At 43.6% G+C, this 21988-nt stretch carries 38 protein-coding genes; 5 read left to right on the top strand and 33 right to left on the bottom strand.

Annotated elements, in window-relative coordinates:
• Positions 1–6 precede the first annotated feature (6 nt).
• The 5 genes from def to mscL all read left to right on the top strand — a co-directional run bounded on the left by def (position 7) and on the right by mscL (position 4868).
• A complete protein-coding gene (gene def, locus AACV01_RS02375; RefSeq protein ID WP_020946577.1) occupies positions 7–522 on the top strand; it encodes a peptide deformylase in 516 nt (171 codons plus the stop codon).
• Between the two features lie 26 nt (positions 523–548).
• On the top strand, positions 549–1499 hold the full coding sequence (gene fmt / locus AACV01_RS02370) for a methionyl-tRNA formyltransferase (RefSeq protein WP_004246934.1): 951 nt from the start codon (positions 549–551) through the stop codon (positions 1497–1499).
• A 97-nt stretch (positions 1500–1596) separates the two neighbouring features.
• Positions 1597–2865, top strand: coding sequence for a 16S rRNA (cytosine(967)-C(5))-methyltransferase RsmB (gene rsmB / locus AACV01_RS02365; protein WP_020946575.1), 1269 nt, complete (start codon positions 1597–1599; stop codon positions 2863–2865).
• Between the two features lie 112 nt (positions 2866–2977).
• Positions 2978–4354, top strand: a complete 1377-nt coding sequence (gene trkA, locus AACV01_RS02360; protein ID WP_004246936.1) for a Trk system potassium transporter TrkA — start codon at positions 2978–2980, stop codon at positions 4352–4354.
• Positions 4355–4460: 106 nt separating this feature from the next.
• The gene (mscL, locus tag AACV01_RS02355) at positions 4461–4868 is read left to right on the top strand and encodes a large-conductance mechanosensitive channel protein MscL (protein ID WP_004246937.1); all 408 of its coding nucleotides are present in this window, start codon (positions 4461–4463) and stop codon (positions 4866–4868) included.
• Positions 4869–4871: 3 nt separating this feature from the next.
• On the opposite strand, the gene AACV01_RS02350 is transcribed toward mscL, so the two are convergent.
• From AACV01_RS02350 to tuf, 33 genes are all read right to left on the bottom strand, one after another.
• On the bottom strand, positions 4872–5075 hold the full coding sequence (locus tag AACV01_RS02350; protein ID WP_004246938.1) for an alternative ribosome-rescue factor A: 204 nt from the start codon (positions 5073–5075) through the stop codon (positions 4872–4874).
• Positions 5076–5135: 60 nt separating this feature from the next.
• The gene (zntR, locus tag AACV01_RS02345) at positions 5136–5549 is read right to left on the bottom strand and encodes a Zn(2+)-responsive transcriptional regulator (protein ID WP_004246939.1); all 414 of its coding nucleotides are present in this window, start codon (positions 5547–5549) and stop codon (positions 5136–5138) included.
• A gap of 262 nt (positions 5550–5811) precedes the next feature.
• Entirely contained in the window at positions 5812–6198 is a 387-nt protein-coding gene (gene rplQ, locus AACV01_RS02340) for a 50S ribosomal protein L17 (RefSeq protein ID WP_004246940.1), read from the bottom strand.
• A gap of 37 nt (positions 6199–6235) precedes the next feature.
• A complete protein-coding gene (locus AACV01_RS02335; protein ID WP_004246941.1) occupies positions 6236–7225 on the bottom strand; it encodes a DNA-directed RNA polymerase subunit alpha in 990 nt (329 codons plus the stop codon).
• A 25-nt stretch (positions 7226–7250) separates the two neighbouring features.
• Complete coding sequence (gene rpsD / locus AACV01_RS02330; RefSeq protein ID WP_004246942.1) at positions 7251–7871, bottom strand: 30S ribosomal protein S4; 621 nt, start codon at positions 7869–7871, stop codon at positions 7251–7253.
• A gap of 36 nt (positions 7872–7907) precedes the next feature.
• Complete coding sequence (gene rpsK / locus AACV01_RS02325; RefSeq protein ID WP_002919257.1) at positions 7908–8297, bottom strand: 30S ribosomal protein S11; 390 nt, start codon at positions 8295–8297, stop codon at positions 7908–7910.
• Between the two features lie 16 nt (positions 8298–8313).
• Positions 8314–8670: a 30S ribosomal protein S13 gene (gene rpsM / locus AACV01_RS02320; protein WP_004249689.1), complete on the bottom strand. Its 357-nt coding sequence runs from the start codon at positions 8668–8670 to the stop codon at positions 8314–8316.
• Between the two features lie 144 nt (positions 8671–8814).
• Entirely contained in the window at positions 8815–8931 is a 117-nt protein-coding gene (gene rpmJ / locus AACV01_RS02315; RefSeq protein ID WP_012368691.1) for a 50S ribosomal protein L36, read from the bottom strand.
• 44 nt (positions 8932–8975) lie between these two features.
• Complete coding sequence (gene secY, locus AACV01_RS02310; protein ID WP_004246943.1) at positions 8976–10298, bottom strand: preprotein translocase subunit SecY; 1323 nt, start codon at positions 10296–10298, stop codon at positions 8976–8978.
• A 7-nt stretch (positions 10299–10305) separates the two neighbouring features.
• Positions 10306–10740: a 50S ribosomal protein L15 gene (rplO, locus tag AACV01_RS02305; protein WP_004246944.1), complete on the bottom strand. Its 435-nt coding sequence runs from the start codon at positions 10738–10740 to the stop codon at positions 10306–10308.
• A gap of 3 nt (positions 10741–10743) precedes the next feature.
• The gene (gene rpmD, locus AACV01_RS02300; RefSeq protein ID WP_012368690.1) at positions 10744–10923 is read right to left on the bottom strand and encodes a 50S ribosomal protein L30; all 180 of its coding nucleotides are present in this window, start codon (positions 10921–10923) and stop codon (positions 10744–10746) included.
• 5 nt (positions 10924–10928) lie between these two features.
• Positions 10929–11429 (bottom strand): 30S ribosomal protein S5, encoded by a 501-nt coding sequence (gene rpsE, locus AACV01_RS02295; RefSeq protein WP_004246946.1) that lies wholly within the window; start codon positions 11427–11429, stop codon positions 10929–10931.
• A gap of 14 nt (positions 11430–11443) precedes the next feature.
• Positions 11444–11797, bottom strand: a complete 354-nt coding sequence (rplR, locus tag AACV01_RS02290; RefSeq protein ID WP_004246947.1) for a 50S ribosomal protein L18 — start codon at positions 11795–11797, stop codon at positions 11444–11446.
• 9 nt (positions 11798–11806) lie between these two features.
• A complete protein-coding gene (gene rplF, locus AACV01_RS02285) occupies positions 11807–12340 on the bottom strand; it encodes a 50S ribosomal protein L6 (RefSeq protein ID WP_004246948.1) in 534 nt (177 codons plus the stop codon).
• Between the two features lie 14 nt (positions 12341–12354).
• Positions 12355–12747 (bottom strand): 30S ribosomal protein S8, encoded by a 393-nt coding sequence (gene rpsH / locus AACV01_RS02280; protein WP_004246950.1) that lies wholly within the window; start codon positions 12745–12747, stop codon positions 12355–12357.
• A gap of 32 nt (positions 12748–12779) precedes the next feature.
• A complete protein-coding gene (gene rpsN / locus AACV01_RS02275; RefSeq protein ID WP_004246951.1) occupies positions 12780–13085 on the bottom strand; it encodes a 30S ribosomal protein S14 in 306 nt (101 codons plus the stop codon).
• Between the two features lie 12 nt (positions 13086–13097).
• Complete coding sequence (rplE, locus tag AACV01_RS02270; RefSeq protein WP_004246952.1) at positions 13098–13637, bottom strand: 50S ribosomal protein L5; 540 nt, start codon at positions 13635–13637, stop codon at positions 13098–13100.
• Positions 13638–13650: 13 nt separating this feature from the next.
• Positions 13651–13965: a 50S ribosomal protein L24 gene (rplX, locus tag AACV01_RS02265; protein WP_004246953.1), complete on the bottom strand. Its 315-nt coding sequence runs from the start codon at positions 13963–13965 to the stop codon at positions 13651–13653.
• Positions 13966–13975: 10 nt separating this feature from the next.
• Entirely contained in the window at positions 13976–14347 is a 372-nt protein-coding gene (rplN, locus tag AACV01_RS02260) for a 50S ribosomal protein L14 (protein ID WP_004246955.1), read from the bottom strand.
• A 176-nt stretch (positions 14348–14523) separates the two neighbouring features.
• Complete coding sequence (rpsQ, locus tag AACV01_RS02255) at positions 14524–14778, bottom strand: 30S ribosomal protein S17 (RefSeq protein ID WP_004246956.1); 255 nt, start codon at positions 14776–14778, stop codon at positions 14524–14526.
• Entirely contained in the window at positions 14778–14969 is a 192-nt protein-coding gene (rpmC, locus tag AACV01_RS02250; protein WP_004238624.1) for a 50S ribosomal protein L29, read from the bottom strand. The genes rpsQ and rpmC overlap by 1 nt, the downstream gene beginning before the upstream one ends.
• A complete protein-coding gene (gene rplP, locus AACV01_RS02245; RefSeq protein ID WP_004246957.1) occupies positions 14969–15379 on the bottom strand; it encodes a 50S ribosomal protein L16 in 411 nt (136 codons plus the stop codon). The genes rpmC and rplP overlap by 1 nt, the downstream gene beginning before the upstream one ends.
• Positions 15380–15391: 12 nt before the next feature.
• Entirely contained in the window at positions 15392–16093 is a 702-nt protein-coding gene (gene rpsC, locus AACV01_RS02240) for a 30S ribosomal protein S3 (RefSeq protein ID WP_004246958.1), read from the bottom strand.
• A 17-nt stretch (positions 16094–16110) separates the two neighbouring features.
• Positions 16111–16443 (bottom strand): 50S ribosomal protein L22, encoded by a 333-nt coding sequence (gene rplV / locus AACV01_RS02235; protein WP_004246959.1) that lies wholly within the window; start codon positions 16441–16443, stop codon positions 16111–16113.
• A gap of 14 nt (positions 16444–16457) precedes the next feature.
• Positions 16458–16736, bottom strand: coding sequence for a 30S ribosomal protein S19 (rpsS, locus tag AACV01_RS02230; RefSeq protein ID WP_004246960.1), 279 nt, complete (start codon positions 16734–16736; stop codon positions 16458–16460).
• A gap of 14 nt (positions 16737–16750) precedes the next feature.
• Positions 16751–17575 (bottom strand): 50S ribosomal protein L2, encoded by an 825-nt coding sequence (rplB, locus tag AACV01_RS02225; RefSeq protein ID WP_004246961.1) that lies wholly within the window; start codon positions 17573–17575, stop codon positions 16751–16753.
• A gap of 19 nt (positions 17576–17594) precedes the next feature.
• Positions 17595–17897: a 50S ribosomal protein L23 gene (gene rplW, locus AACV01_RS02220; RefSeq protein ID WP_004246962.1), complete on the bottom strand. Its 303-nt coding sequence runs from the start codon at positions 17895–17897 to the stop codon at positions 17595–17597.
• Positions 17894–18499 carry a 50S ribosomal protein L4 gene (gene rplD, locus AACV01_RS02215; RefSeq protein ID WP_004246964.1) on the bottom strand — a complete coding sequence of 202 codons (606 nt, stop codon included), beginning with the start codon at positions 18497–18499 and terminating at the stop codon, positions 17894–17896. The genes rplW and rplD overlap by 4 nt, the downstream gene beginning before the upstream one ends.
• A 16-nt stretch (positions 18500–18515) precedes the next feature.
• Positions 18516–19145, bottom strand: coding sequence for a 50S ribosomal protein L3 (rplC, locus tag AACV01_RS02210; RefSeq protein WP_161682349.1), 630 nt, complete (start codon positions 19143–19145; stop codon positions 18516–18518).
• A gap of 32 nt (positions 19146–19177) precedes the next feature.
• The gene (gene rpsJ / locus AACV01_RS02205) at positions 19178–19489 is read right to left on the bottom strand and encodes a 30S ribosomal protein S10 (protein WP_001181005.1); all 312 of its coding nucleotides are present in this window, start codon (positions 19487–19489) and stop codon (positions 19178–19180) included.
• Positions 19490–19853: 364 nt separating this feature from the next.
• A complete protein-coding gene (gene bfr, locus AACV01_RS02200) occupies positions 19854–20327 on the bottom strand; it encodes a bacterioferritin (RefSeq protein ID WP_004246967.1) in 474 nt (157 codons plus the stop codon).
• A 77-nt stretch (positions 20328–20404) separates the two neighbouring features.
• Positions 20405–20602, bottom strand: a complete 198-nt coding sequence (gene bfd, locus AACV01_RS02195) for a bacterioferritin-associated ferredoxin (protein ID WP_004246968.1) — start codon at positions 20600–20602, stop codon at positions 20405–20407.
• A gap of 202 nt (positions 20603–20804) precedes the next feature.
• Positions 20805–21988 (bottom strand): elongation factor Tu (tuf, locus tag AACV01_RS02190; protein ID WP_046335386.1); only part of this gene is annotated, 1184 nt, incomplete at its 5' end.

The raw sequence follows: 21988 nt of genomic DNA, 5'->3' as shown, positions 1-21988 counted from the left end.
TAAATTATGGCAGTATTACACGTATTACATTATCCAGACGAGCGCCTTCGCACCATTGCAAAGCCAGTCGAAAAAGTTGATGCCGAAATTCAAAAAATTGTCGATGATATGTTTGAAACAATGTATTTGGAAGAAGGTATCGGTTTAGCTGCGACACAGGTGGATATCCACCAGCGCATCATCGTCATTGATATCTCTGAAACACGAGATCAAAAACTGGTACTCATTAATCCAGAACTTCTTGATCAGGAAGGTGATACCGGAATAGAGGAAGGTTGTTTATCAATACCTGAACAACGCGCATTTGTGCCTCGTGCAGAGCGCGTAAAAGTAAAAGCGCTTGATTACAACGGACAACCTTTTGAATTAGAAGCTGATGACTTACTCGCTATTTGTATTCAACATGAGATGGATCATTTAGTTGGCAAATTATTTGTGGATTATTTATCTCCATTAAAACGCCAACGTATCCGCCAGAAAGTTGAAAAGCTCGATAAGAGAAGAGCAAAAGCGGGACAATAGAGATTTACTTGTAACAGGAAAAAAACGTGTCTGATTCATTACGTATTATCTTTGCGGGAACACCCGACTTTGCAGCCCGACATTTAGCTGCTCTGTTATCAACTCAACATCATATTGTTGGGGTATTAACGCCACCAGATAAACCCGCAGGAAGAGGTAAGAAACTGACTATTAACCCAGTGAAAGAACTGGCATTAACTAATAACATTCCTGTTTATCAACCGACATCGTTAAAACCAGAAGAGAATCATGAGTGGATCAAAGCACTACAACCTGACGTTATGATTGTTGTTGCTTATGGTATGATTTTACCCAAAGCAGTACTTGATATTCCTCGTTTAGGTTGCTTAAACGTCCATGGCTCTCTTCTACCTAAATGGCGAGGTGCTGCACCTATCCAACGTGCCTTATGGGCGGGCGATACAGAAACTGGCGTCACCATTATGCAAATGGATGTTGGTTTAGATACTGGCGATATGCTTTATAAAGCATCATGCCCAATTACTCATCAAGACACGAGTGCTTCTCTTTATGCTAAATTAGCAGAGCTGGGGCCTAAAGCACTAATTAATACATTAGATCTTATCATTAGCGGTGAGTTAAAAGCAGAAAAACAAGATGATAGCCTAGCGAATTACGCAGAAAAGCTATCAAAGGAAGAAGCAAAAATTAATTGGTCGTTATCTGCACAACAGATAGAACGTTGTATTAGAGCGTTTAATCCATGGCCTATGAGCTTTTTTATGCTCGATGATCAGCCGGTGAAAGTATGGGAAGCGCAAGTTATCGCGTCGGATAATACCAATCAAATACCAGGTACATTATTGAAAGCAGATAAAACAGGCATTTATATCGTAACAGGTGAAGGCATTTTAAATATCACCAAGCTTCAACCATCAGGTAAAAAACCTATGGCATCAGCCGATTTCCTAAATTCCAAACGAGATTGGTTTACCCCTGGGAAAATCATTCAATAATGATACTACCCCTTGAAATAACAATATTTCAAGGGGATCTTTTTTTTACGCCAATATTATTCTTCTCTGGCGGCCAATATATAAACGCTAATTCACTATGAAAACGTCATACAACTTACGCAGTATTGCAGCAAAGGCAATAGCTCAAGTTTTAGATCAAGGCTTATCATTAAGTTCGGTGATCCCTGAATTACAAAAAAATATTTCAGATAAAGACAAAGCACTCTTGCAAGAGCTCTGCTTTGGTACCTTACGTACCTTGCCCCAGCTAGAATGGATCATCCAACAACTAATGGATAAACCACTGAAAGGTAAACAACGAATTTTACATTACCTCATTATGGTCGGTTTATATCAGCTCCTTTATACTCGAGTTCCTGCCCATGCAGCACTCGCTGAAACTGTTAATGGTGCGATCGCACTGAAAAAACCACAATTAAAAGGGTTAATTAACGGTGTATTACGCCAATTTCAGCGTCAACAAGATGTATTAATGGAACGTTTCCAAAATAATGATAGTCGTTATTTGCACCCTTCTTGGTTACTCACACGAATAAAAAATGCCTACCCTGAGCTATGGGAAAGTATTATTGAAGGAAATAACCAAAAGCCACCAATGTGGTTACGGGTAAATCAAATACATCATTCACGTGAACAGTACTTAGCGCTGCTTGAAAAAGAAGGGATCAGCGCGTTCTCCGATGAGCACCACCCCAATGCTATTCGTTTAGAAACACCTTGTAATGTTCACCTGTTACCAGGGTTTAATGAGGGCTGGGTCACTGTTCAAGACCGCAGCGCTCAGCGTTGTGCAGAATTATTAGCGCCACAAAATAACGAACAAATTCTTGATTTATGTGCAGCCCCTGGGGGAAAAACAACCCATATCTTAGAAATAGCCCCTAAAGCGCATGTTCTCGCCATTGATATAGATGAGCAACGTTTAGCCAGAGTTAAAGAAAATCTAAACCGCTTAAAACTACATGCCACAGTCAAAAGTGGTGATGGACGTTATCCAGAGCAATGGTGTGCAAATATGCAATTTGACAGGATCTTACTTGATGCTCCTTGCTCAGCAACTGGCGTTATACGTCGCCATCCAGATATCAAATGGCTACGTCGTAATGAAGACATAGCTCAGTTAGCGCAAATTCAAAAAGAAATATTACATGCTATATGGCCATACCTAAAATCAGGCGGCACATTAGTTTATGCTACTTGTTCTATTTTACCTGAAGAAAATAGCCAACAAATTGCAGCCTTCTTATCGTCAATGCAAGATGCTCAATGTGACTATCAGCATCAATGCTTACCGGAGCAATATAGCGGTGATGGCTTCTTTTATGCGCTGATCAACAAAAAATGATCTTCTGATAAAAGATGATATCAGATCTAAAAGAAGCTACTATTCCAACACAAGATCGATGTGAACAGACATTGATCTTTTATTTGTTAATCGAATATTCTGAGAACTGACGATGAAAATTATTATCTTAGGCGCAGGTCAAGTGGGTGGCACTCTCGCTGAAAATCTTGTCGGTGAGAATAACGATATTACTGTTGTCGATACTGATGCTACCCGTTTACGTCAACTTCAAGATAAATTTGATTTAAGAGTTGTAAATGGTCATGGATCTCATCCGAGAGTCTTAAGAGAAGCGGGGGCTGAAGATGCGGATATGCTAGTTGCCGTCACAAATTCTGACGAAACAAATATGATAGCATGCCAAGTCGCCTATACTTTATTTAATACTCCCAATAAAGTTGCTCGTATCCGAGCCTCTGAATTTGTTCGTGAAGCAGATAAACTTTTTTTACCAGAAGCAATTCCTATTGATTACCTCATCTCCCCTGAACACCTCGTTATAGATTATATCTATAAACTAATTCAATACCCCGGTGCCCTACAGGTAGTAAACTTTGCTGAAGGTCAAGTCAGTATCGTGGCAGTAAAAGCCTACTATGGTGGATCTCTTGTGGGTAATGCACTATCCACTCTACGTGATCATATGCCACATATTGATACTCGTGTTGCGGCTATCTTTCGCCAAGATAGACCTATTCGCCCTCAAGGATCGACCATTATTGAAGCGGGTGATGAGGTCTTTTTCGTGGTGGCATCACAACATATTCGCGCAGTAATGAGTGAGCTACAACGATTAGAAAAACCTTATAAACGCATTATGATTGTTGGTGGCGGAAACGTTGGAGCAGGATTAGCGGCAAGATTAGAAAAAGATTATAGCGTTAAGCTGATTGAGCATAATCAACAACGTGCTACCGAGTTAGCAGAGCTCCTCCATGATACTATCGTGTTTTATGGTGATGCATCTGATCAAGAGCTACTTGCTGAAGAGCATATTGAGCAAATCGATGTCTTTATTGCACTCACTAATGATGATGAAGCAAATATCATGTCCGCAATGCTCGCAAAACGTATGGGGGCAAAAAAAGCCATGGTACTTATTCAACGCAGTGCTTATGTTGATTTAGTCCAAGGTGGAGTCATTGATATTGCCATCTCTCCGCAACAAGCCACTATTTCAGCACTATTAGGTCATGTTCGCAAAGCAGATATTGTCAGTGTATCCTCATTACGTCGAGGTGTTGCTGAAGCTATTGAAGCCATTGCGCATGGTGATGAAAATACCTCAAAAGTTGTCGGTAGACGTATTCAAGATATCAAACTTCCGCCAGGCACAATTATCGGCGCCATTGTCCGCAATGAAGATGTCATTATTGCCAATGCAAGTCACTCAATAGAACAAGGTGACCATGTGATCATGTTTATTACAGATAAAAAATATGTTCCTGAAGTAGAAAAACTGTTCCAACCTAGTCCATTTTTCTTATAACTCTAGTGTAGAAATAAGAATAGTAGTGATTGTTACTAATACTGATCTATTATTATTATCTAAACACATATTTTTATATCTAGATCCATACTAATAAGGGGTGGTTATGGCTTTTTTCAAAGAGTTTCGTGAATTTGCAATGAAAGGCAATGTTGTTGACATGGCAGTCGGTGTCATCATTGGTGCCGCATTCGGAAAAATTGTTTCGTCCTTAGTAGCTGATGTGATTATGCCTCCATTAGGCTTACTCATTGGAGGGATCGATTTTAAACAATTTAGTTTAGTACTAAGAGAAGCTCATGGGGATATACCTGCCGTTATCTTAAACTATGGTGCCTTTATACAAACTGTTTTTGATTTTGCCATTGTCGCGTTTGCTATTTTCTGTGCGATTAAATTAATTAATAAGATGCGCAGACAAGAAGAAGAACAACCTAAAGCACCACCTGCACCTTCAGCAGAAGAAACTTTATTAACAGAAATCCGTGATCTATTAAAAAATCAGCAAAAATAAAAACTAAAAGGCCAGTGATAACAATTGAAAATATTTGTTATCACTGGCCTCCCAGTTACCTTTCTTATTATGTTTTGCCTTTCTCATATAGCTGCCTTTGCCTTTCTTATTTTTTTCTACCCGTTGTCTAAATAAAGGATCATGAACAAGTGCAGCTAACGCATTATCTTTGATCACACCTTTTTGGTGCTGATATTTGCTAGACATAAAAACCTCTTAAATTATTAAAGAACATAAAGCATAGAACAGCAATCTTCAGTGCAGATATTATTGCTTTGTCGCTCCAGATTCAAGTATTTCTAGAATTGAACAATATGTACTTTCATGAGCGGTTCCACAGCAAGCATTGCTTAACATTTTTAAAGAATCACGCATCTTTTCCATTTCTTTTAGACGAGCCTCAACTTCTGCTAGCCTAGCATCAACAATATGTTTTGATTCTACACAAGTATGATGCGCAGGATCGACTCTAATTGAAAGTAACTCAGTAATAGCATCCAGAGTAAAGCCTAACTCTTTGGCATAACGAATAAAGCGTAATCTTTGCAAATCTTGTTCTGTATACAGACGATAGCCACCTTCTGTCCGTCTATCATGTTCCATCAATCCTTGTTTTTCATAAAAACGGATAGTGTCTGTTGTAACATTCGCTAATTTTGCAATTTGGCCGATGCGATACATTGATCACTCCTCAAACTAATGATAAGTAAGCATAACAAATAACCAAAAAAATAGAATTGAAATATAGTGCGATACTTAATACTTACTTTCGCACAATAGCAGCATATTCAGAAGTAAATATATAACACCCACATAAATAAAGAAGTAGCGAGTCATTAAAGGGAGGGACCAATAGATTTAAATTTATTGCTAATCTATAGCAATAAAAAAACCGGATTAAAAAATCCGGTCTTTTTATTCGCTTCGCTAAATAATAATTTTATTATTCAGCAGCTGCTTCTGTTTCAGAATCAGCACGGTCAACAAGCTCAATGTAAGCCATTGGAGCATTGTCACCAGCACGGAAGCCACACTTCAGAATACGAGTGTAACCACCTGCACGGCTCGCAAAACGCGGACCTAATACTGTAAACAGTTTTGCCACGACTTCGTTGTCACGAGTACGGGCGAATGCCAGACGACGATTAGCTACGCTGTCGGTCTTGGCAAGAGTAATCAGCGGCTCAACGACGCGACGCAGTTCTTTCGCTTTAGGCAAAGTTGTCTTGATGATTTCATGACGAACTAAAGAACCTGCCATGTTGCGAAACATAGCCTGACGATGGCTGCTGTTGCGGTTCAATTGACGACCACTCTTACGATGGCGCATGACCTTATCCTTCTCAGTAAAACCTTAACCTGTGATCTTATTCATCAGCGATACTTGCAGGTGGCCAATTCTCAAGGCGCATGCCCAGAGATAAACCACGCGACGCCAGTACGTCTTTAATCTCAGTAAGAGATTTCTTACCAAGGTTAGGCGTCTTAAGTAATTCAACTTCAGTACGCTGTACCAGATCACCGATGTAGTGGATTGCTTCTGCCTTCAGACAGTTAGCAGAGCGGACAGTCAATTCAAGATCGTCAACTGGGCGCAGCAGGATCGGATCGAACTCTGGCTTCTCTTCTTTAACTTCAGGCTGACGAACATCACGTAAGTCAACAAAAGCTTCAAGCTGTTCAGCCAGGATAGTCGCTGCACGGCGAATCGATTCTTCTGGATCGATAGTACCGTTAGTCTCCATCTCGATTACCAGCTTATCCAAGTCGGTACGTTGTTCAACACGCGCTGCTTCCACAGTATAAGCGATTCGCTCAACTGGGCTATAACACGCATCTACTAGTAAACGACCGATAGGGCGCTCATCTTCTTCCGAATGAATTCGGGCAGAAGCCGGCACATAACCACGACCACGCTGAACTTTGATACGCATATTAATAGATGCGTTTTCGTCTGTAAGGTGGCAGATAACGTGCTGCGGCTTGACGATTTCGACATCACCGTCATGGATGATATCGGCTGCAATAACAGGGCCAATGCCAGATTTGCTCAAAGTAAGAATTACTTCATCTTTACCATGAACTTTTACCGCCAACCCCTTAAGGTTGAGCAGTATTTCTAGGATATCTTCCTGAACACCTTCTTTGGTGCTGTACTCATGCAGTACACCATCAATCTCAACCTCTGTTACCGCACAACCCGGCATAGACGAAAGCAGAATACGGCGCAGTGCGTTACCTAGAGTGTGGCCGAAGCCTCGCTCTAATGGCTCAAGGGTCACCTTGGCGTGCGTCGAACTCACTTGCTCGATATCAACCAGGCGCGGTTTTAGAAACTCTGTCACAGAACCCTGCATTGTGTCCTCTCTTTGGTGCTAAGCCTTACTTGGAGTAAAGCTCGACGATCAGGTGCTCGTTAATGTCCGCAGACAAGTCAGTACGTTCAGGAATACGTTTGAACACACCTTCCATCTTAGCAGCATCAACTTCCAGCCATGTTGGCTTTTCACGCTGTTCAGCCAGCTCTAAAGCAGCCTTAATACGAGACTGTTTTTTCGATTTTTCACGAACGCTGACTACGTCATTCGGGGAAACCTGATAAGAAGCAATATTAACCACGCGACCATTTACCATGATTGCTTTGTGGCTAACCATCTGACGTGCTTCTGCGCGAGTTGCGCCAAAGCCCATACGATAAACAACGTTATCCAGACGACCTTCTAACAGAGTAAGTAAGTTCTCACCTGTGTTGCCTTTCAGACGTGTTGCTTCTTTGTAGTAGTTACGGAATTGACGCTCTAGAACACCGTAAATACGACGTACTTTTTGTTTTTCACGTAACTGAACACCGTAATCAGACAGACGCGGTTTACGTGCGCCGTGCTGACCTGGTGCTTGTTCCAGTTTACACTTGGTGTCAATCGCCCGAACGCCAGATTTCAGAAATAAATCTGTACCTTCGCGACGGCTCAGCTTGAGCTTAGGACCCAAATATCTTGCCATTTTCTTTCTCCAACTATCCTAAAAACGAAACCGTTATTAAACGCGACGTTTTTTCGGTGGACGACAACCGTTATGAGGAATCGGAGTCACATCAGTAATATTAGTGATGCGGAAACCAGCCGCGTTTAATGCACGGATAGTTGACTCACGACCAGGACCAGGTCCTTTTACCATAACTTCCAAGTTCTTAATTCCGTACTCTTTAACAGCTTCAGCGCAACGTTCTGCTGCAACCTGAGCCGCAAACGGAGTAGATTTACGAGAACCACGGAAACCGGAACCACCGGCAGTAGCCCAACCCAACGCGTTACCTTGACGGTCTGTAATAGTAACGATTGTGTTGTTGAAAGAAGCATGGATATGAGCCACACCGTCAGAGACTTGTTTTCTTACACGCTTACGTGCACGAATAGGTGCTTTTGCCATTGTTCAAATACCCCGATTATTTCTTGATCGGCTTACGCGGACCCTTACGGGTACGTGCGTTAGTCTTAGTACGCTGACCGCGAACTGGTAGACCACGACGATGACGTAAACCACGGTAAGTACCAAGATCCATCAGACGTTTGATGCTCAGGGTAACTTCACGACGTAGATCACCTTCTACAACGTATTTGGCAACTTCGTCACGCAGCTTGTCGATTTGCTCTTCAGACAGCTCACTGATCTTAACATTTTCAGCAATACCCGTTGCTTCACAGATAGCCTGTGAACGAGTTTTACCAATGCCGTAAATCGATGTTAAAGCGATTACGGTATGTTTATGATCAGGAATGTTAATGCCTGCTATACGGGCCACTATGCACTCCTAAATTAACTTTATACAGTACTATTCTGAAAAGCCCGTTTTCAGGATACTCAAACAATACTGTATGATTATAAATGATTGGGCTGGCTAATTTAGCCAGCTCAACCGAACTTTGCAAGAAAAAAATGCAATAATTTAGCCTTGACGCTGTTTATGCTTAGGGTCAACACTGCAAATTACACGCACGTGGCCGTGACGTCTAACGATTTTGCAGTTACGGCACATTTTCTTGACGGAAGCACGAACTTTCATTTTTACTCTCCGTAACTTCTAAAACAAACCCATCTTATCGGTAATTAGCCTTTAAGGTTTGCTTTTTTCAATGCAGACTCATACTGACTTGACATCAGGAGAGTTTGCACTTGAGCCATAAAATCCATGATGACCACAACCACGATTAAGAGGGAAGTACCACCAAAATAGAAAGGTACTTTCATTGCGTCACGCATGAACTCCGGGATGAGACAGATAAAGGTAATGTACAGGGCACCGATTAAGGTTAAACGTGTCATCACTTTATCTATATATTTAGCCGTCTGCTCTCCCGGGCGAATTCCTGGTACAAATGCACCGGACTTCTTCAGGTTATCTGCCGTTTCTCTTGGGTTGAAAACCAACGCCGTATAGAAGAAACAGAAGAAGATGATTGCAGCAGCGTATAGTAACACATAAATAGGTTGACCAGGCTGTAAATTTAAAGAAATTGTCGTCAGCCAACCCCATCCTGTACCATCGCCAAACCAAGAGGTTATTGTACCAGGAAACAGAATAATACTTGAAGCAAAAATTGCCGGTATTACACCCGCCATATTTACCTTAAGTGGTAGATGTGTACTTTGTGCCGCGTATATTCTACGCCCTTGTTGACGTTTTGCATAGTTAACAACGATACGACGTTGTCCTCTTTCTACAAAAACAACAAAGAAAGTTACCGCGAACACCAATACTGCAACCAACAATAACAGGAGGAAGTGCAGTTCGCCTTGCCGCGCCTGCTCGATGGTTTGACCAATGGCAGGTGGAAGACCTGCAACGATACCTGCAAAGATAATGATTGAGATACCGTTACCAATACCACGTTCAGTGATTTGCTCACCTAACCACATCAGGAACATTGTCCCTGTGACTAAGCTCACAACAGCCGTAATATAGAATGGTAAGCCTGGATTAATAACCAGACCTTGCATTCCTGGCATATTCGGTAAGCCTGTTGCGATACCAATAGATTGGAATATCGCCAGCACCAAAGTACCATAACGGGTATATTGGCTGATCTTACGACGACCGGCCTCCCCTTCCTTCTTAATCTCCGCTAACCGAGGGTTAACCACTGATAATAGTTGGATAATAATCGATGCCGAAATATAAGGCATGATACCCAGCGCAAAGATAGAAGCACGGCTAAGAGCACCACCAGAGAACATGTTAAACATTTCAATGATGGTGCCTTTTTGCTGATCGAGCAATTTGGCAAGCACAGTGGCATCAATACCAGGGATAGGAATAAAAGAGCCAATCCTAAAGACAATTAGTGCACCAAGAACAAACAGTAATCTGCGTTTTAGTTCACCTATACCACCTTTAGCACTCTGAAAATCTAACCCTGGTTGTTTAGCCATCTGTCACTTATTCCTCAATTTTACCGCCAGCTGATTCGATTGCTGCACGGGCACCTTTGGTAACACGCAGACCACGAATAGTCACTGCACGGTTAACCTCGCCAGACAGAATTAATTTTGCAAATTCAATCTGTGGGCCAACAACGTTTGCGGCTTTCAGTGCATTCAGATCGATTACATCGCCTTCAACATAAGCCAAATCAGACAGACGGATTTCCGCAGTCACGAATGATTTACGTGAAGTAAAACCAAATTTTGGTAAACGACGGTATAAAGGCATCTGACCACCTTCAAAACCACGACGTACGCCACCGCCAGAACGAGATTTCTGACCTTTGTGACCACGGCCGCCAGTTTTACCTAGGCCAGAACCGATACCACGACCTACACGTTTAGGCGCATGCTTGGCACCTTCAGCCGGAGACAGAGTATTTAAACGCATCTCTTACTCCTCAACTTTAACCATATAGGAAACCAAGTTGATCATACCGCGAACTGCTGGTGTATCTTCGCGTTCTACAGTGTGACCGATGCGACGCAGACCTAAACCAGCCATAGTTGCCTTATGTTTAGGCAGACGGCCGATTAAACTGCGTGTTTGAGTAATTTTAATAGTCTTAGCCATGGTCATTACCCCAGAATTTCTTCAACGGATTTACCACGCTTAGCTGCGACCATTTCTGGAGACTTCATGCTATCTAAAGCGTCCAGTGTTGCACGAACGACGTTAATCGGATTCGTGGAACCATAGGTTTTAGCCAGTACGTTACGAACGCCAGCCACTTCTAGAACTGCACGCATTGCACCACCTGCGATGATACCAGTACCTTCATGAGCAGGCTGCATAAATACGCGAGAACCTGTATGAGTACCTTTAATAGGGTGGAACAGAGTACCGTTGTTTAAAGCGACGGTTTTCATATTGCGACGGGCTTTTTCCATCGCTTTCTGGATTGCTGCCGGAACTTCGCGAGCTTTGCCATATCCAAAACCAACGCGGCCATTACCATCACCAACTACTGTAAGAGCGGTGAAGCTAAAGATACGACCACCTTTAACGGTTTTCGATACGCGGTTTACCGCGATCAGCTTTTCCTGCAGTTCGCCAGCTTGTTTCTCGATGTGAGCCATCTTACACTCCTACCTTAGAACTGAAGGCCAGCTTCACGGGCAGCATCTGCCAGTGCCTGGACTCGACCATGATATTGGAAACCGGAACGGTCAAATGATACTGATTTGATACCTTTTTCCAGAGCGCGTTCAGCAACAATTTTACCAACTACTGCTGCTGCTTCTTTGTTTCCAGTGTTTTTCAGTTGCTCAATGATAGCTTTTTCTGTAGTAGAAGCGGCCACCAAAGTTTCAGAACCGTTTGGTGCAATAACCTGCGCATAAATATGGCGAGGGGTACGATGTACCACCAGGCGAGTCGCACCCAGTTCCTGGAGCTTACGGCGTGCGCGGGTCGCACGACGGATACGAGCTGCTTTCTTATCCATAGTGTTACCTTACTTCTTCTTAGCCTCTTTGATACGCACAACTTCGTCGGCGTAACGAATACCTTTACCTTTATAAGGTTCAGGGCGACGGTAAGCACGCAGTTCAGCTGCTACTTGACCAATCACTTGCTTATCCGCACCTTTCAGTAGGATTTCAGTTTGTGTTGGACATTCAGCAGTGATGCCTGCTGGCAGTTGGTGTTCCACTGGATGTGAATAACCTACTGATAAGTTAACTGTGTTGCCCTTAACAGACGCACGATAACCTACACCTACCAGTTGCAGTTTCTTAGTGAAGCCTTCGGTAACACCTACAACCATTGCATTTAGCAGTGAACGAGTAGTACCCGCTTGTGCCCATGCATCAGCATAACCATCGCGTGGTGCGAAAGTTAGTTGGTTGTCAGCATGTTGAATTTCAACTGCATTATGGATAGTACGAGTAAGCTCGCCGTTTTTACCCTTAATCGTAATTACCTGACCGTTGAGTTTAACCTCTACGCCGGCAGGAATGACGACGGGTGCTTTTGCCACACGAGACATTCTTTCCTCCCGAATTAAGCTACGTAGCAGATAATCTCGCCACCAAGACCTGCTTGGCGAGCTGCACGATCAGTCATAACACCTTTTGAGGTAGAAACAACAGCGATGCCCAGTCCTGCCATAACTTGTGGCAGCTCATCTTTTCTTTTATAGATGCGCAGACTTGGACGGCTTACGCGCTGAATGCTTTCTACTACAGCCTTACCTTGGAAATATTTTAAAGTGATTTCCAATTCTGGCTTAGTGTCGCCTTCAATTTTAAAATCTTCGATATAACCTTCTTCCTTAAGCACGTTGGCAATCGCCACTTTCAGCTTGGAGGAAGGCATTGTGACCGCAACTTTATTCGCGGCCTGACCGTTACGGATACGGGTCAGCATATCCGCGATGGGATCTTGCATGCTCATCTGTCTTTACTCCCGTGATTCAATTAGGGTGATTACCAGCTAGCCTTTCTAAGGCCCGGGATTTCACCGCGCATAGCGGCTTCACGGACTTTAATACGGCTTAGGCCAAATTTCCGCAGGAAACCGTGCGGACGTCCAGTTTGACGGCAGCGGTTACGCTGACGTGAAGGACTTGAATCACGTGGCAGTGTTTGCAGTTTCAGAACAGCATTCCAACGATCTTCATCAGATACGTTTACATCTGAAACGATAGCTTTCAGTTCTGCGCGTTTTGCGAAGAATTTCTCAGCTAAATTCGCACGTTTTACATCACGTGCTTTCATAGATTTCTTAGCCATGAATGCCCTGCCTTACTTGCGGAACGGGAAGTTAAACGCTGCTAACAATGCGCGACCTTCATCATCAGATTTCGCAGTCGTAGTAATGGTAATATCCAAACCACGAACACGATCCACTTTATCGTAATCGATTTCAGGGAAGATGATTTGTTCACGCACGCCCATGCTGTAGTTACCACGTCCATCGAATGATTTAGCGGACAAACCACGGAAGTCACGGATACGTGGTACAGCAATAGAGATCAGACGTTCAAAGAACTCCCACATGCGTTCGCCACGCAGGGTCACTTTACAGCCGATCGGATAGCCCTGGCGGATTTTGAAGCCTGCAACAGATTTGCGTGCTTTGGTGATCAGAGGTTTTTGACCTGAGATTGCTGCTAAATCAGCTGCTGCATTATCCAGCAGTTTTTTATCAGCAATTGCTTCACCAACACCCATGTTCAGGGTGATCTTCTCGACCCGAGGGACTTGCATGACAGAATGGTAACCAAACTGAGACATCAGTTTTTGGACTACCTCGTCTTTGTAGTAATCATGCAGTTTCGCCATCGTATACTCCAAATTACTTGATAGTTTCTTTATTAGATTTGAAGAAACGAACTTTTTTGCCGTCTTCGAATCTAAAACCTACACGGTCAGCCTTGCCGGTTGCCGCATTGAAGATTGCAACGTTAGAAACTTGAATTGCAGCTTCTTTTTCAACGATGCCACCTGGTTGGTTCAGAGCCGGTACTGGCTTCTGATGTTTTTTAACCAGATTGATACCTTCAACGATAACTTTACCAGAAGAAAGAACCTGTTTTACTTTACCGCGCTTACCTTTATCTTTACCAGTTAGCACGATAACTTCGTCTTCACGACGGATTTTCGCTGCCATTGCCTGCTCCTTAGAGTACTTCAGGTGCCAGAGAGATTATTTTCATAAACTTCTCGTTACGAAGTTCACGAGTAACCGGCCCAAAAATACGCGTACCAATAACTTGCTCGCTGTTGTTGTTTAACAATACACAAGCGTTGCTATCGAAGCGAATGACAGAACCGTCAGGGCGACGAACACCCTTCTTGGTGCGCACCACTACCGCTTTCAGTACATCACCTTTCTTAACTTTACCACGTGGAATTGCTTCTTTAATGGTAATTTTGATGATGTCACCTACATCTGCGTAGCGACGGTGCGAGCCACCTAGAACCTTGATACACATTACGCGACGTGCACCGGAGTTGTCGGCCACGTTCAGCATAGTCTGTTCTTGGATCATTTTAGTGCTCCGCTAAATGTCAACTACTACTGAGCCACTTCCACATTAGAAGAGGCCGTTCAATATCCCATAATACGAGGGAGCGGCATTATAACACCACATTCTCGATATGGACAGAAAAAATAAACGGCTCGTTCAGTTTTGAGCCGTTTATTTCGTACGAAAAGGCTATTTTATTACAGAACAGCTTTTTCTACAACGCGAACTAACGCCCAAGACTTAGTCTTAGAGATAGGACGTGTTTGACGAATTTCTACTACGTCACCCATGCCACATTCGTTGTTCTCGTCATGTACATGCAGTTTAGTCGTACGACGGATGAATTTACCATATAATGGATGTTTCACCATACGATCGATAGCAACAACAACAGATTTTTCCATTTTGTCACTTACCACACGACCTTGCAGAGTACGGATTTTATCGGTCATTACGCACCCGCCTTCTCAGTCAGTAAAGTCTTAACGCGTGCGATATTACGACGCACTTGTTTCAACAGATGAGACTGTTGTAACTGACCACTTGCTGCCTGCATACGCAGATTGAACTGCTCACGCAGTAAGTTCAGCAATTCAGTGTTCAGCTCTTCAACGCTCTTTTCGCGCAGCTCTTTTGCTTTCATTACATCACCGTCTTAGTTACAAAGGTGGTTTTGATAGGCAGTTTTGCTGCCGCTAGCTGAAATGCTTCACGGGCCACTTCTTCAGGCACACCATCCATTTCATACAGGACTTTACCTGGCTGGATCAAGGCAACCCAATACTCTACGTTACCTTTACCTTTACCCATACGGACTTCGAGCGGCTTTTCAGTGATTGGTTTGTCTGGGAACACACGGATCCAGATTTTACCCTGACGCTTAACTGCACGGGTCATTGCACGACGTGCCGCTTCGATCTGACGTGCAGTCAGACGACCACGGCCCACAGCTTTAAGACCGTAAGTCCCGAAGCTTACATCCGTACCTATAGCTAAGCCACGGTTGCGGCCTTTATGCACTTTACGGAATTTTGTACGCTTAGGTTGTAACATCAGCGACTCTCCTTACTTGCGGCCTTTACGCTGCTGCTTTTTAGGTTGAGCGGCTGGTTTTTCCGCCTGTTCAACCGCAGCCATACCACCCAGGATCTCACCTTTGAAGATCCATACCTTAACGCCGAGCACACCATAAGTAGTATGTGCTTCTGAGGTATTGTAGTCGATATCTGCACGCAGAGTGTGCAGAGGTACACGACCTTCACGATACCATTCAGTACGAGCGATTTCAGCGCCGCCTAAACGACCACTTACTTCCACTTTAATACCTTTAGCGCCTAAACGCATTGCGTTCTGTACCGCACGCTTCATAGCACGACGGAACATAACACGACGTTCCAGCTGTGAAGTGATGCTGTCAGCAACTAATTTTGCGTCCAGTTCAGGTTTACGTACTTCGGCGATATTAATTTGCGCAGGAACGCCAGCGATATCCGCTACGTTTTTACGCAGTTTTTCTACATCTTCACCTTTTTTACCGATAACGATACCTGGGCGAGCAGTGTGAATAGTCACACGGATGCTTTTCGCAGGACGTTCGATAACGATACGAGATACAGATGCTTTTGCCAGTTCTTTAGTTAAGTACTGGCGCACTTTAAAATCGCTGTCTAGGTTGTCAGCGAATTCATTGGTACCCGCATACCATGTGGAATTCCAAGGCTTGACAATGCCAAGGCGGATACCATTAGGATGTACTTTTTGACCCATTGCTAGTCTCCAGAGTCTCAGCGATCGGACACAACCACAGTGATGTGGCTGGTGCGCTTCAGAATACGATCTGCACGGCCTTTTGCACGAGGCATAATGCGCTTCATAGAAGGACCTTCGTCAACAAAGATCTTAGCTACTTTCAGATCATCAATGTCAGCGCCATCGTTGTGTTCTGCATTAGCAATAGCAGACTCGAGTACTTTCTTCACTAAACCAGCAGCTTTCTTGTTGGTATAGGTCAGAGTTTCCAGAGCTTGCGACACTTTCTTACCGCGAATCAGGTCTGCCACCAGGCGAACCTTCTGAGCAGAAGAACGAGCGTGGCGATGTATAGCGATAGTTTCCATCTCTTCCTCCTACCTTATTTCTTCTTAGCCTTTTTATCGGCTGCATGACCGCGATAAGTACGGGTCGGCGCGAATTCACCCAGTTTGTGACCAACCATTTCGTCGGAAACGTAAACTGGAACATGCTGACGACCATTATGGACAGCGATGGTCAAACCGATCATGTTAGGAAAGATCGTTGAACGACGGGACCAAGTCTTAACAGGCTTTTTGTCACCGCTTTCCACCGCTTTCTCTACCTTCTTCAGCAAGTGCAGGTCAATAAAAGGACCTTTCTTGAGAGAACGTGGCATGGCTTATCCTCTAATTATTTCTTAGTACGACGATGAACGATAAAGTGTTCAGTGCGTTTGTTTTTACGAGTCTTCTTACCTTTGGTTTGAACGCCCCAAGGTGTTACTGGGTGTTTACCAAAGTTACGACCTTCACCACCACCGTGTGGGTGGTCTACTGGGTTCATCGCAGTACCGCGAACGGTAGGACGAATACCACGCCAGCGACTTGCACCAGCTTTACCCAGAACGCGTAACATGTGCTCAGAGTTACCTACTTCACCGATAGTTGCACGGCAATCAGAAGGGATCTTACGCATTTCACCAGAACGCAGACGAATAGTGACATAAGCACCATCACGCGCAACGATTTGAACGTAAGTACCAGCTGAACGAGCTAACTGACCACCTTTACCTGGTTTCATTTCTACGTTATGAACGGTAGAACCAACCGGGATATTACGCATTGGTAAGGTGTTACCCGTTTTGATAGCAGCATCAACGCCAGATTGAACTTTATCACCCGCTTTCAGGCCTTTTGGAGCCAGGATGTAGCGGCGTTCACCATCAGCATACAGCACTAAAGCGATGTTAGCTGAACGGTTTGGATCATATTCCAGACGTTCTACTGTCGCAGGGATACCATCTTTGTTGCGTTTAAAGTCAACAATACGGTAAGCCTGTTTGTGACCACCACCGATATGACGGGTAGTGATACGACCATTGTTGTTACGACCACCGGATTTGCTGTTCTTTTCCAGCAATGGCGCATAAGGTTTCCCTTTATGCAGCTCTGGGTTTACCACTTTAACTACGTGGCGACGGCCCGGAGACGTAGGTTTACATTTAACAATTGCCATTGTTCTTTACTCCTCCGACTTACTCAGCGCCGCCGACGAAGTCCAGATTCTGGCCTTCCTTCAGGGTGACGTAAGCTTTTTTCCAGTCGCTACGACGACCAATACGCTGACCGTGACGTTTCACTTTGCCTTTCATCAGCAGAGTGTTAACACTTTCAACTTCGACTTCAAACAGTTTTTGTACAGCTGCTTTAATCTCTGCTTTGGTCGCGTCTTTAGCAACTTTGAGAACGATGGTGTTTGATTTTTCCATCGCGATAGAAGCTTTTTCAGATACATGCGGCGCGCGCAGTACTTTCAGCAGACGTTCTTCACGGATCATGCCAGCATCTCCTCAACTTGCTTCACAGCGTCAGCAGTCATGACGACTTTGTCGAAGGCGATTAAGCTAACTGGATCGATTGTTGCTGCATCACGAACGTCTACTTTGTATAAGTTACGTGCTGCTAAGTACAGATTCTCATCAACTTCTGCTGTGACAATCAGTACATCTTCCAGAGCCATATCTTTCAGTTTCTGTGCTAAAAGCTTAGTTTTAGGCGCTTCAACAGAGAACTTCTCTACGACGATCAGACGATCTTGACGTACCAGTTCTGACAGAATGCTCTTCAGAGCACCGCGGTACATCTTTTTGTTTACTTTTTGACTGTGGTCCTGTGGTTTAGCTGCGAAGCTAACACCACCAGAGCGCCAAATTGGGCTCTTGATTGAACCTGAACGTGCACGACCTGTACCTTTCTGGCGCCATGGCTTTTTGCCTGAACCAGAAACTTCAGCACGAGTTTTCTGAGCACGAGTACCTTGACGAGCACCAGCAGCGTATGCAACGACTACTTGATGCACAAGCGCTTCGTTAAAGTCACGCCCGAAGGTAGTTTCGGAAACAGTCAGCGCGCCTTGCGCGTCTTTCATTACCAATTCCATTCCTATCTCCTCGACGTTACGCCTTGACAGCTGGTTTAACGATCAGGTCACTGCCAGTTGCACCTGGGACAGCACCTTTGACCAGCAGCAGGTTGCGCTCAGCGTCAACACGTACTACTTCCAGGCTCTGAACGGTAACTTGTTCGTTACCCAGTTGACCTGCCATTTTCTTGCCTTTAAATACACGACCCGGAGTCTGGTTCTGACCGATAGAACCCGGAACGCGGTGAGACAAGGAGTTACCGTGGGTAGCATCTTGAGTACGGAAGTTCCAGCGCTTTACAGTACCAGCAAAACCTTTACCTTTAGATGTTCCAGTAACGTCGACTTTTTTAACGTCAGCGAAAATTTCTACACTAATGCTTTGACCTACAGTGTATTCTTCGCCTTCGTTCAGACGGAATTCACGCAGTAAGCGGCCAGCTTCAACGCCAGCTTTAGCAAAATGACCTGCTTCAGGTTTCAGTACACGGTTCGCTTTTTTGCTACCTGTAGTCACCTGAATTGCACGATAACCGTCTTTCTCTAGATCTTTGACCTGAGTAACACGGTTGTTTTCAATTTCGACAACGGTTACAGGGATTGAAACGCCATCTTCAGTGAAGATACGAGTCATTCCTACTTTTTTACCGACTAAACCAATCATTGTTTCAACCTCTCAATCGCTTGATGACCTGATTAACCTAGGCTGATCTGCACGTCTACGCCGGCAGCCAGATCCAGACGCATCAGAGCATCAACGGTTTTCTCGGTTGGCTCAACGATGTCAACCAGACGTTTGTGAGTGCGAATTTCATACTGATCACGCGCATCTTTATTAACGTGCGGAGAAATCAACACTGTGAAACGCTCTTTGCGAGTCGGCAGTGGGATTGGACCACGAACTTGCGCACCTGTGCGCTTAGCAGTCTCTACGATTTCCGCAGTTGATTGATCAATCAGACGATGATCAAAAGCTTTCAGGCGGATACGGATTCTTTGGTTCTGCATGAGACCAGAGCTCCAACTATTTTTTATAAACGTAAATGATTACTACTCGTACCCATTTCGATTGATGAGAGAGTGTAATCGTTCTGCATATAACTCCCCAATCGGGAGTATTATATTAATGCAATAAAAAAATCTGCATTAGCTGATAAATCAGCCCCACTAAATCAGTGAGCCTGCGCATTATACTTGCCTGAGAGATGAAATCAAGCCAAGAATAAAAAAACAGCGATAAAAATTATCTAGCCACAGCAAATTGAACTTAAAAAATAAAAACAAAGGCAACAATAGCGTTACCTTTGCTTTTATAAATTCGATAGGTAGCAATAAAGAAAGATTAGTACTTCTTTTTTGCTAAAAGATGAGATCACTCTTCAATCATTTGCGCTTGAAGATAGTTTTGTAGTCCGATACGTTCAATAAGCTCCAGTTGGGTTTCAATCCAATCGATATGCCCTTCTTCATCCGTTAAGATTTCTAGCATCAGATCTCTGCTCACATAATCATGAATTGAATCAGCATAAGCGATAGCTTCACGTAAGTCTTTTGCGCCCCCTAGTTCGAGTTCAAGATCTGAACGCAACATCTCTTCAACATCTTCACCGATATTGAGTTTTCCTAAATCTTGTAAGTTAGGGATACCTTCTAAAAATAAAATACGCTCAATATATTTATCAGCATGCTTCATTTCATCAATAGACTCATGGTATTCCATCGCATTAAGGCGAGTAAATCCCCAATTTTTAAACATACGGGCATGCAAGAAATACTGATTAATTGCAACAAGTTCACCACCTAATAATTTATTAAGGTGGGCTATCATTTTTTTATCACCTTTCATTTTTATGCTCCTTTGCTTCCAGTCTTTTTAGTGTAGACCTTTTATACAAAGTAGAGAGAAAGGAATATTAAAAACTGTTATGCAACTTCAGAAATTTGAGGATAAAGGAGGTGTTGTTCATCATCTATAAGTTGACGAGCTTGACGTATACATTTACCACAACAACTGCCTACAGGTAGGATTTGACGCAATTGATTGATTGTTCGAATTTGATGTTTATGAACAGTAGAGATAATTTTTTTATCACTCACACCATGACACAGACAGACATACATAATAACGACCTCATTAACTACCTATCAAGATAGTAAATGATAATAATTGTTATTTCAATTTCTATTTATCGTACAGATCTATCTAAGTGTGCTGATGATAATAAAAAATGAATAATGGCAATAAGCTAGTTATCGTTAATAGAGGCATAAACTAAAAAAGGGCATCATCAGATGCCCTTTTCAAAAATAATAAAGCTAGGAATTAACCTAATACTTTAGCAACAACACCCGCACCTACTGTACGGCCACCTTCACGGATTGCGAAGCGTAAACCTTCGTCCATTGCGATTGGGTGGATCAGTTCAACGATCATGTTCACGTTGTCGCCTGGCATTACCATTTCTACGCCTTCTGGTAATTCGATAGTACCAGTTACGTCAGTTGTACGGAAGTAGAACTGTGGACGGTAGCCTTTGAAGAATGGTGTGTGACGACCACCTTCATCTTTGCTCAGAATATAAACTTCTGATTCAAATTTGTTGTGTGGGTTGATTGAGCCTGGTTTCGCCAGTACTTGTCCACGTTCGATTTCTTCACGTTTTGTACCACGCAGTAGAACACCTACGTTCTCACCTGCACGACCTTCGTCAAGTAATTTACGGAACATTTCAACGCCAGTACAAGTTGTTTTGGTGGTTTCTTTGATACCAACAATCTCAACTTCATCACCTACTTTGATGATACCACGCTCTACACGACCAGTAACTACTGTACCACGGCCTGAGATTGAGAATACATCTTCGATTGGTAACAGGAATGGTTTGTCAATTGCACGCTCTGGCTCTGGGATATAAGAATCCAGTGCTTCTGCTAATTCAACAATTTTTGCTTCCCACTCTGCTTCGCCTTCCAGTGCTTTCAGCGCTGAACCACGGATTACTGGAGTGTCATCACCTGGGAAATCGTATTGAGACAGAAGTTCACGAACTTCCATTTCAACTAATTCTAACAGCTCTTCATCATCTACCATGTCACATTTGTTCAGGAATACGATGATGTAAGGAACACCAACCTGACGACCTAACAGGATGTGCTCACGAGTTTGTGGCATTGGACCATCAGTTGCTGCTACTACCAGAATAGCTCCGTCCATTTGCGCAGCACCAGTGATCATGTTTTTAACATAGTCGGCGTGACCTGGGCAGTCTACGTGTGCGTAGTGGCGAGTTGGAGTATCGTATTCTACGTGTGAAGTAGAGATGGTGATACCACGCGCTTTTTCTTCTGGCGCATTATCGATTTGGTCGAATGCACGAGCAGCACCACCGTAAGTTTTAGCTAAAACTGTAGTGATTGCAGCAGTCAGAGTTGTTTTACCGTGGTCAACGTGGCCGATAGTACCAACGTTAACGTGCGGTTTTGAACGTTCAAATTTTTCTTTAGACA

The sequence above is a fragment of the Proteus sp. G2609 genome (assembly GCF_963896135.1).
Taxonomy (GTDB): domain Bacteria; phylum Pseudomonadota; class Gammaproteobacteria; order Enterobacterales; family Enterobacteriaceae; genus Proteus; species Proteus mirabilis.
The sequence above is the reverse complement of the archived record's forward strand: the minus strand, read 5'-3'. Positions and strand labels throughout refer to the sequence as shown.

Bases quoted from the DNA above. Each gene is read 5' to 3' on its own strand.
- zntR (WP_004246939.1), bottom strand. From the start codon at position 5,549: ATGTATCGCATCGGCCAAATTGCAAAATTAGCGAATGTTACAACAGAC.
- def (WP_020946577.1), top strand. From the start codon at position 7: ATGGCAGTATTACACGTATTACATTATCCAGACGAGCGCCTTCGCACC.
- secY (WP_004246943.1), bottom strand. From the start codon at position 10,298: ATGGCTAAACAACCAGGGTTAGATTTTCAGAGTGCTAAAGGTGGTATA.
- rplR (WP_004246947.1), bottom strand. From the start codon at position 11,797: ATGGATAAGAAAGCAGCTCGTATCCGTCGTGCGACCCGCGCACGCCGT.
- rpsQ (WP_004246956.1), bottom strand. From the start codon at position 14,778: ATGACCGATAAAATCCGTACTCTGCAAGGTCGTGTGGTAAGTGACAAA.
- rpsJ (WP_001181005.1), bottom strand. From the start codon at position 19,489: ATGCAGAACCAAAGAATCCGTATCCGCCTGAAAGCTTTTGATCATCGT.
- bfd (WP_004246968.1), bottom strand. From the start codon at position 20,602: ATGTATGTCTGTCTGTGTCATGGTGTGAGTGATAAAAAAATTATCTCT.
- rpmD (WP_012368690.1), bottom strand. From the start codon at position 10,923: ATGGCTAAGACTATTAAAATTACTCAAACACGCAGTTTAATCGGCCGT.
- trkA (WP_004246936.1), top strand. From the start codon at position 2,978: ATGAAAATTATTATCTTAGGCGCAGGTCAAGTGGGTGGCACTCTCGCT.
- mscL (WP_004246937.1), top strand. From the start codon at position 4,461: ATGGCTTTTTTCAAAGAGTTTCGTGAATTTGCAATGAAAGGCAATGTT.
- rplO (WP_004246944.1), bottom strand. From the start codon at position 10,740: ATGCGTTTAAATACTCTGTCTCCGGCTGAAGGTGCCAAGCATGCGCCT.
- rplN (WP_004246955.1), bottom strand. From the start codon at position 14,347: ATGATCCAAGAACAGACTATGCTGAACGTGGCCGACAACTCCGGTGCA.
- AACV01_RS02335 (WP_004246941.1), bottom strand. From the start codon at position 7,225: ATGCAGGGTTCTGTGACAGAGTTTCTAAAACCGCGCCTGGTTGATATC.
- rpsS (WP_004246960.1), bottom strand. From the start codon at position 16,736: ATGCCACGTTCTCTCAAGAAAGGTCCTTTTATTGACCTGCACTTGCTG.
- rpsN (WP_004246951.1), bottom strand. From the start codon at position 13,085: ATGGCTAAGAAATCTATGAAAGCACGTGATGTAAAACGTGCGAATTTA.
- rpsH (WP_004246950.1), bottom strand. From the start codon at position 12,747: ATGAGCATGCAAGATCCCATCGCGGATATGCTGACCCGTATCCGTAAC.
- rplD (WP_004246964.1), bottom strand. From the start codon at position 18,499: ATGGAATTGGTAATGAAAGACGCGCAAGGCGCGCTGACTGTTTCCGAA.
- rpmC (WP_004238624.1), bottom strand. From the start codon at position 14,969: ATGAAAGCAAAAGAGCTGCGCGAAAAGAGCGTTGAAGAGCTGAACACT.
- bfr (WP_004246967.1), bottom strand. From the start codon at position 20,327: ATGAAAGGTGATAAAAAAATGATAGCCCACCTTAATAAATTATTAGGT.
- AACV01_RS02350 (WP_004246938.1), bottom strand. From the start codon at position 5,075: ATGTCTAGCAAATATCAGCACCAAAAAGGTGTGATCAAAGATAATGCG.
- rplF (WP_004246948.1), bottom strand. From the start codon at position 12,340: ATGTCTCGTGTGGCAAAAGCACCCGTCGTCATTCCTGCCGGCGTAGAG.
- rplX (WP_004246953.1), bottom strand. From the start codon at position 13,965: ATGGCAGCGAAAATCCGTCGTGAAGACGAAGTTATCGTGCTAACTGGT.
- rpsD (WP_004246942.1), bottom strand. From the start codon at position 7,871: ATGGCAAGATATTTGGGTCCTAAGCTCAAGCTGAGCCGTCGCGAAGGT.
- rpsC (WP_004246958.1), bottom strand. From the start codon at position 16,093: ATGGGTCAAAAAGTACATCCTAATGGTATCCGCCTTGGCATTGTCAAG.
- rplP (WP_004246957.1), bottom strand. From the start codon at position 15,379: ATGTTACAACCTAAGCGTACAAAATTCCGTAAAGTGCATAAAGGCCGC.
- rplB (WP_004246961.1), bottom strand. From the start codon at position 17,575: ATGGCAATTGTTAAATGTAAACCTACGTCTCCGGGCCGTCGCCACGTA.
- rplQ (WP_004246940.1), bottom strand. From the start codon at position 6,198: ATGCGCCATCGTAAGAGTGGTCGTCAATTGAACCGCAACAGCAGCCAT.
- rplE (WP_004246952.1), bottom strand. From the start codon at position 13,637: ATGGCGAAACTGCATGATTACTACAAAGACGAGGTAGTCCAAAAACTG.
- rplW (WP_004246962.1), bottom strand. From the start codon at position 17,897: ATGATCCGTGAAGAACGTCTGCTGAAAGTACTGCGCGCGCCGCATGTA.
- rplC (WP_161682349.1), bottom strand. From the start codon at position 19,145: ATGATTGGTTTAGTCGGTAAAAAAGTAGGAATGACTCGTATCTTCACT.
- rpsE (WP_004246946.1), bottom strand. From the start codon at position 11,429: ATGGCTCACATCGAGAAACAAGCTGGCGAACTGCAGGAAAAGCTGATC.
- rpsK (WP_002919257.1), bottom strand. From the start codon at position 8,297: ATGGCAAAAGCACCTATTCGTGCACGTAAGCGTGTAAGAAAACAAGTC.
- rplV (WP_004246959.1), bottom strand. From the start codon at position 16,443: ATGGAAACTATCGCTATACATCGCCACGCTCGTTCTTCTGCTCAGAAG.
- rpmJ (WP_012368691.1), bottom strand. From the start codon at position 8,931: ATGAAAGTTCGTGCTTCCGTCAAGAAAATGTGCCGTAACTGCAAAATC.
- rsmB (WP_020946575.1), top strand. From the start codon at position 1,597: ATGAAAACGTCATACAACTTACGCAGTATTGCAGCAAAGGCAATAGCT.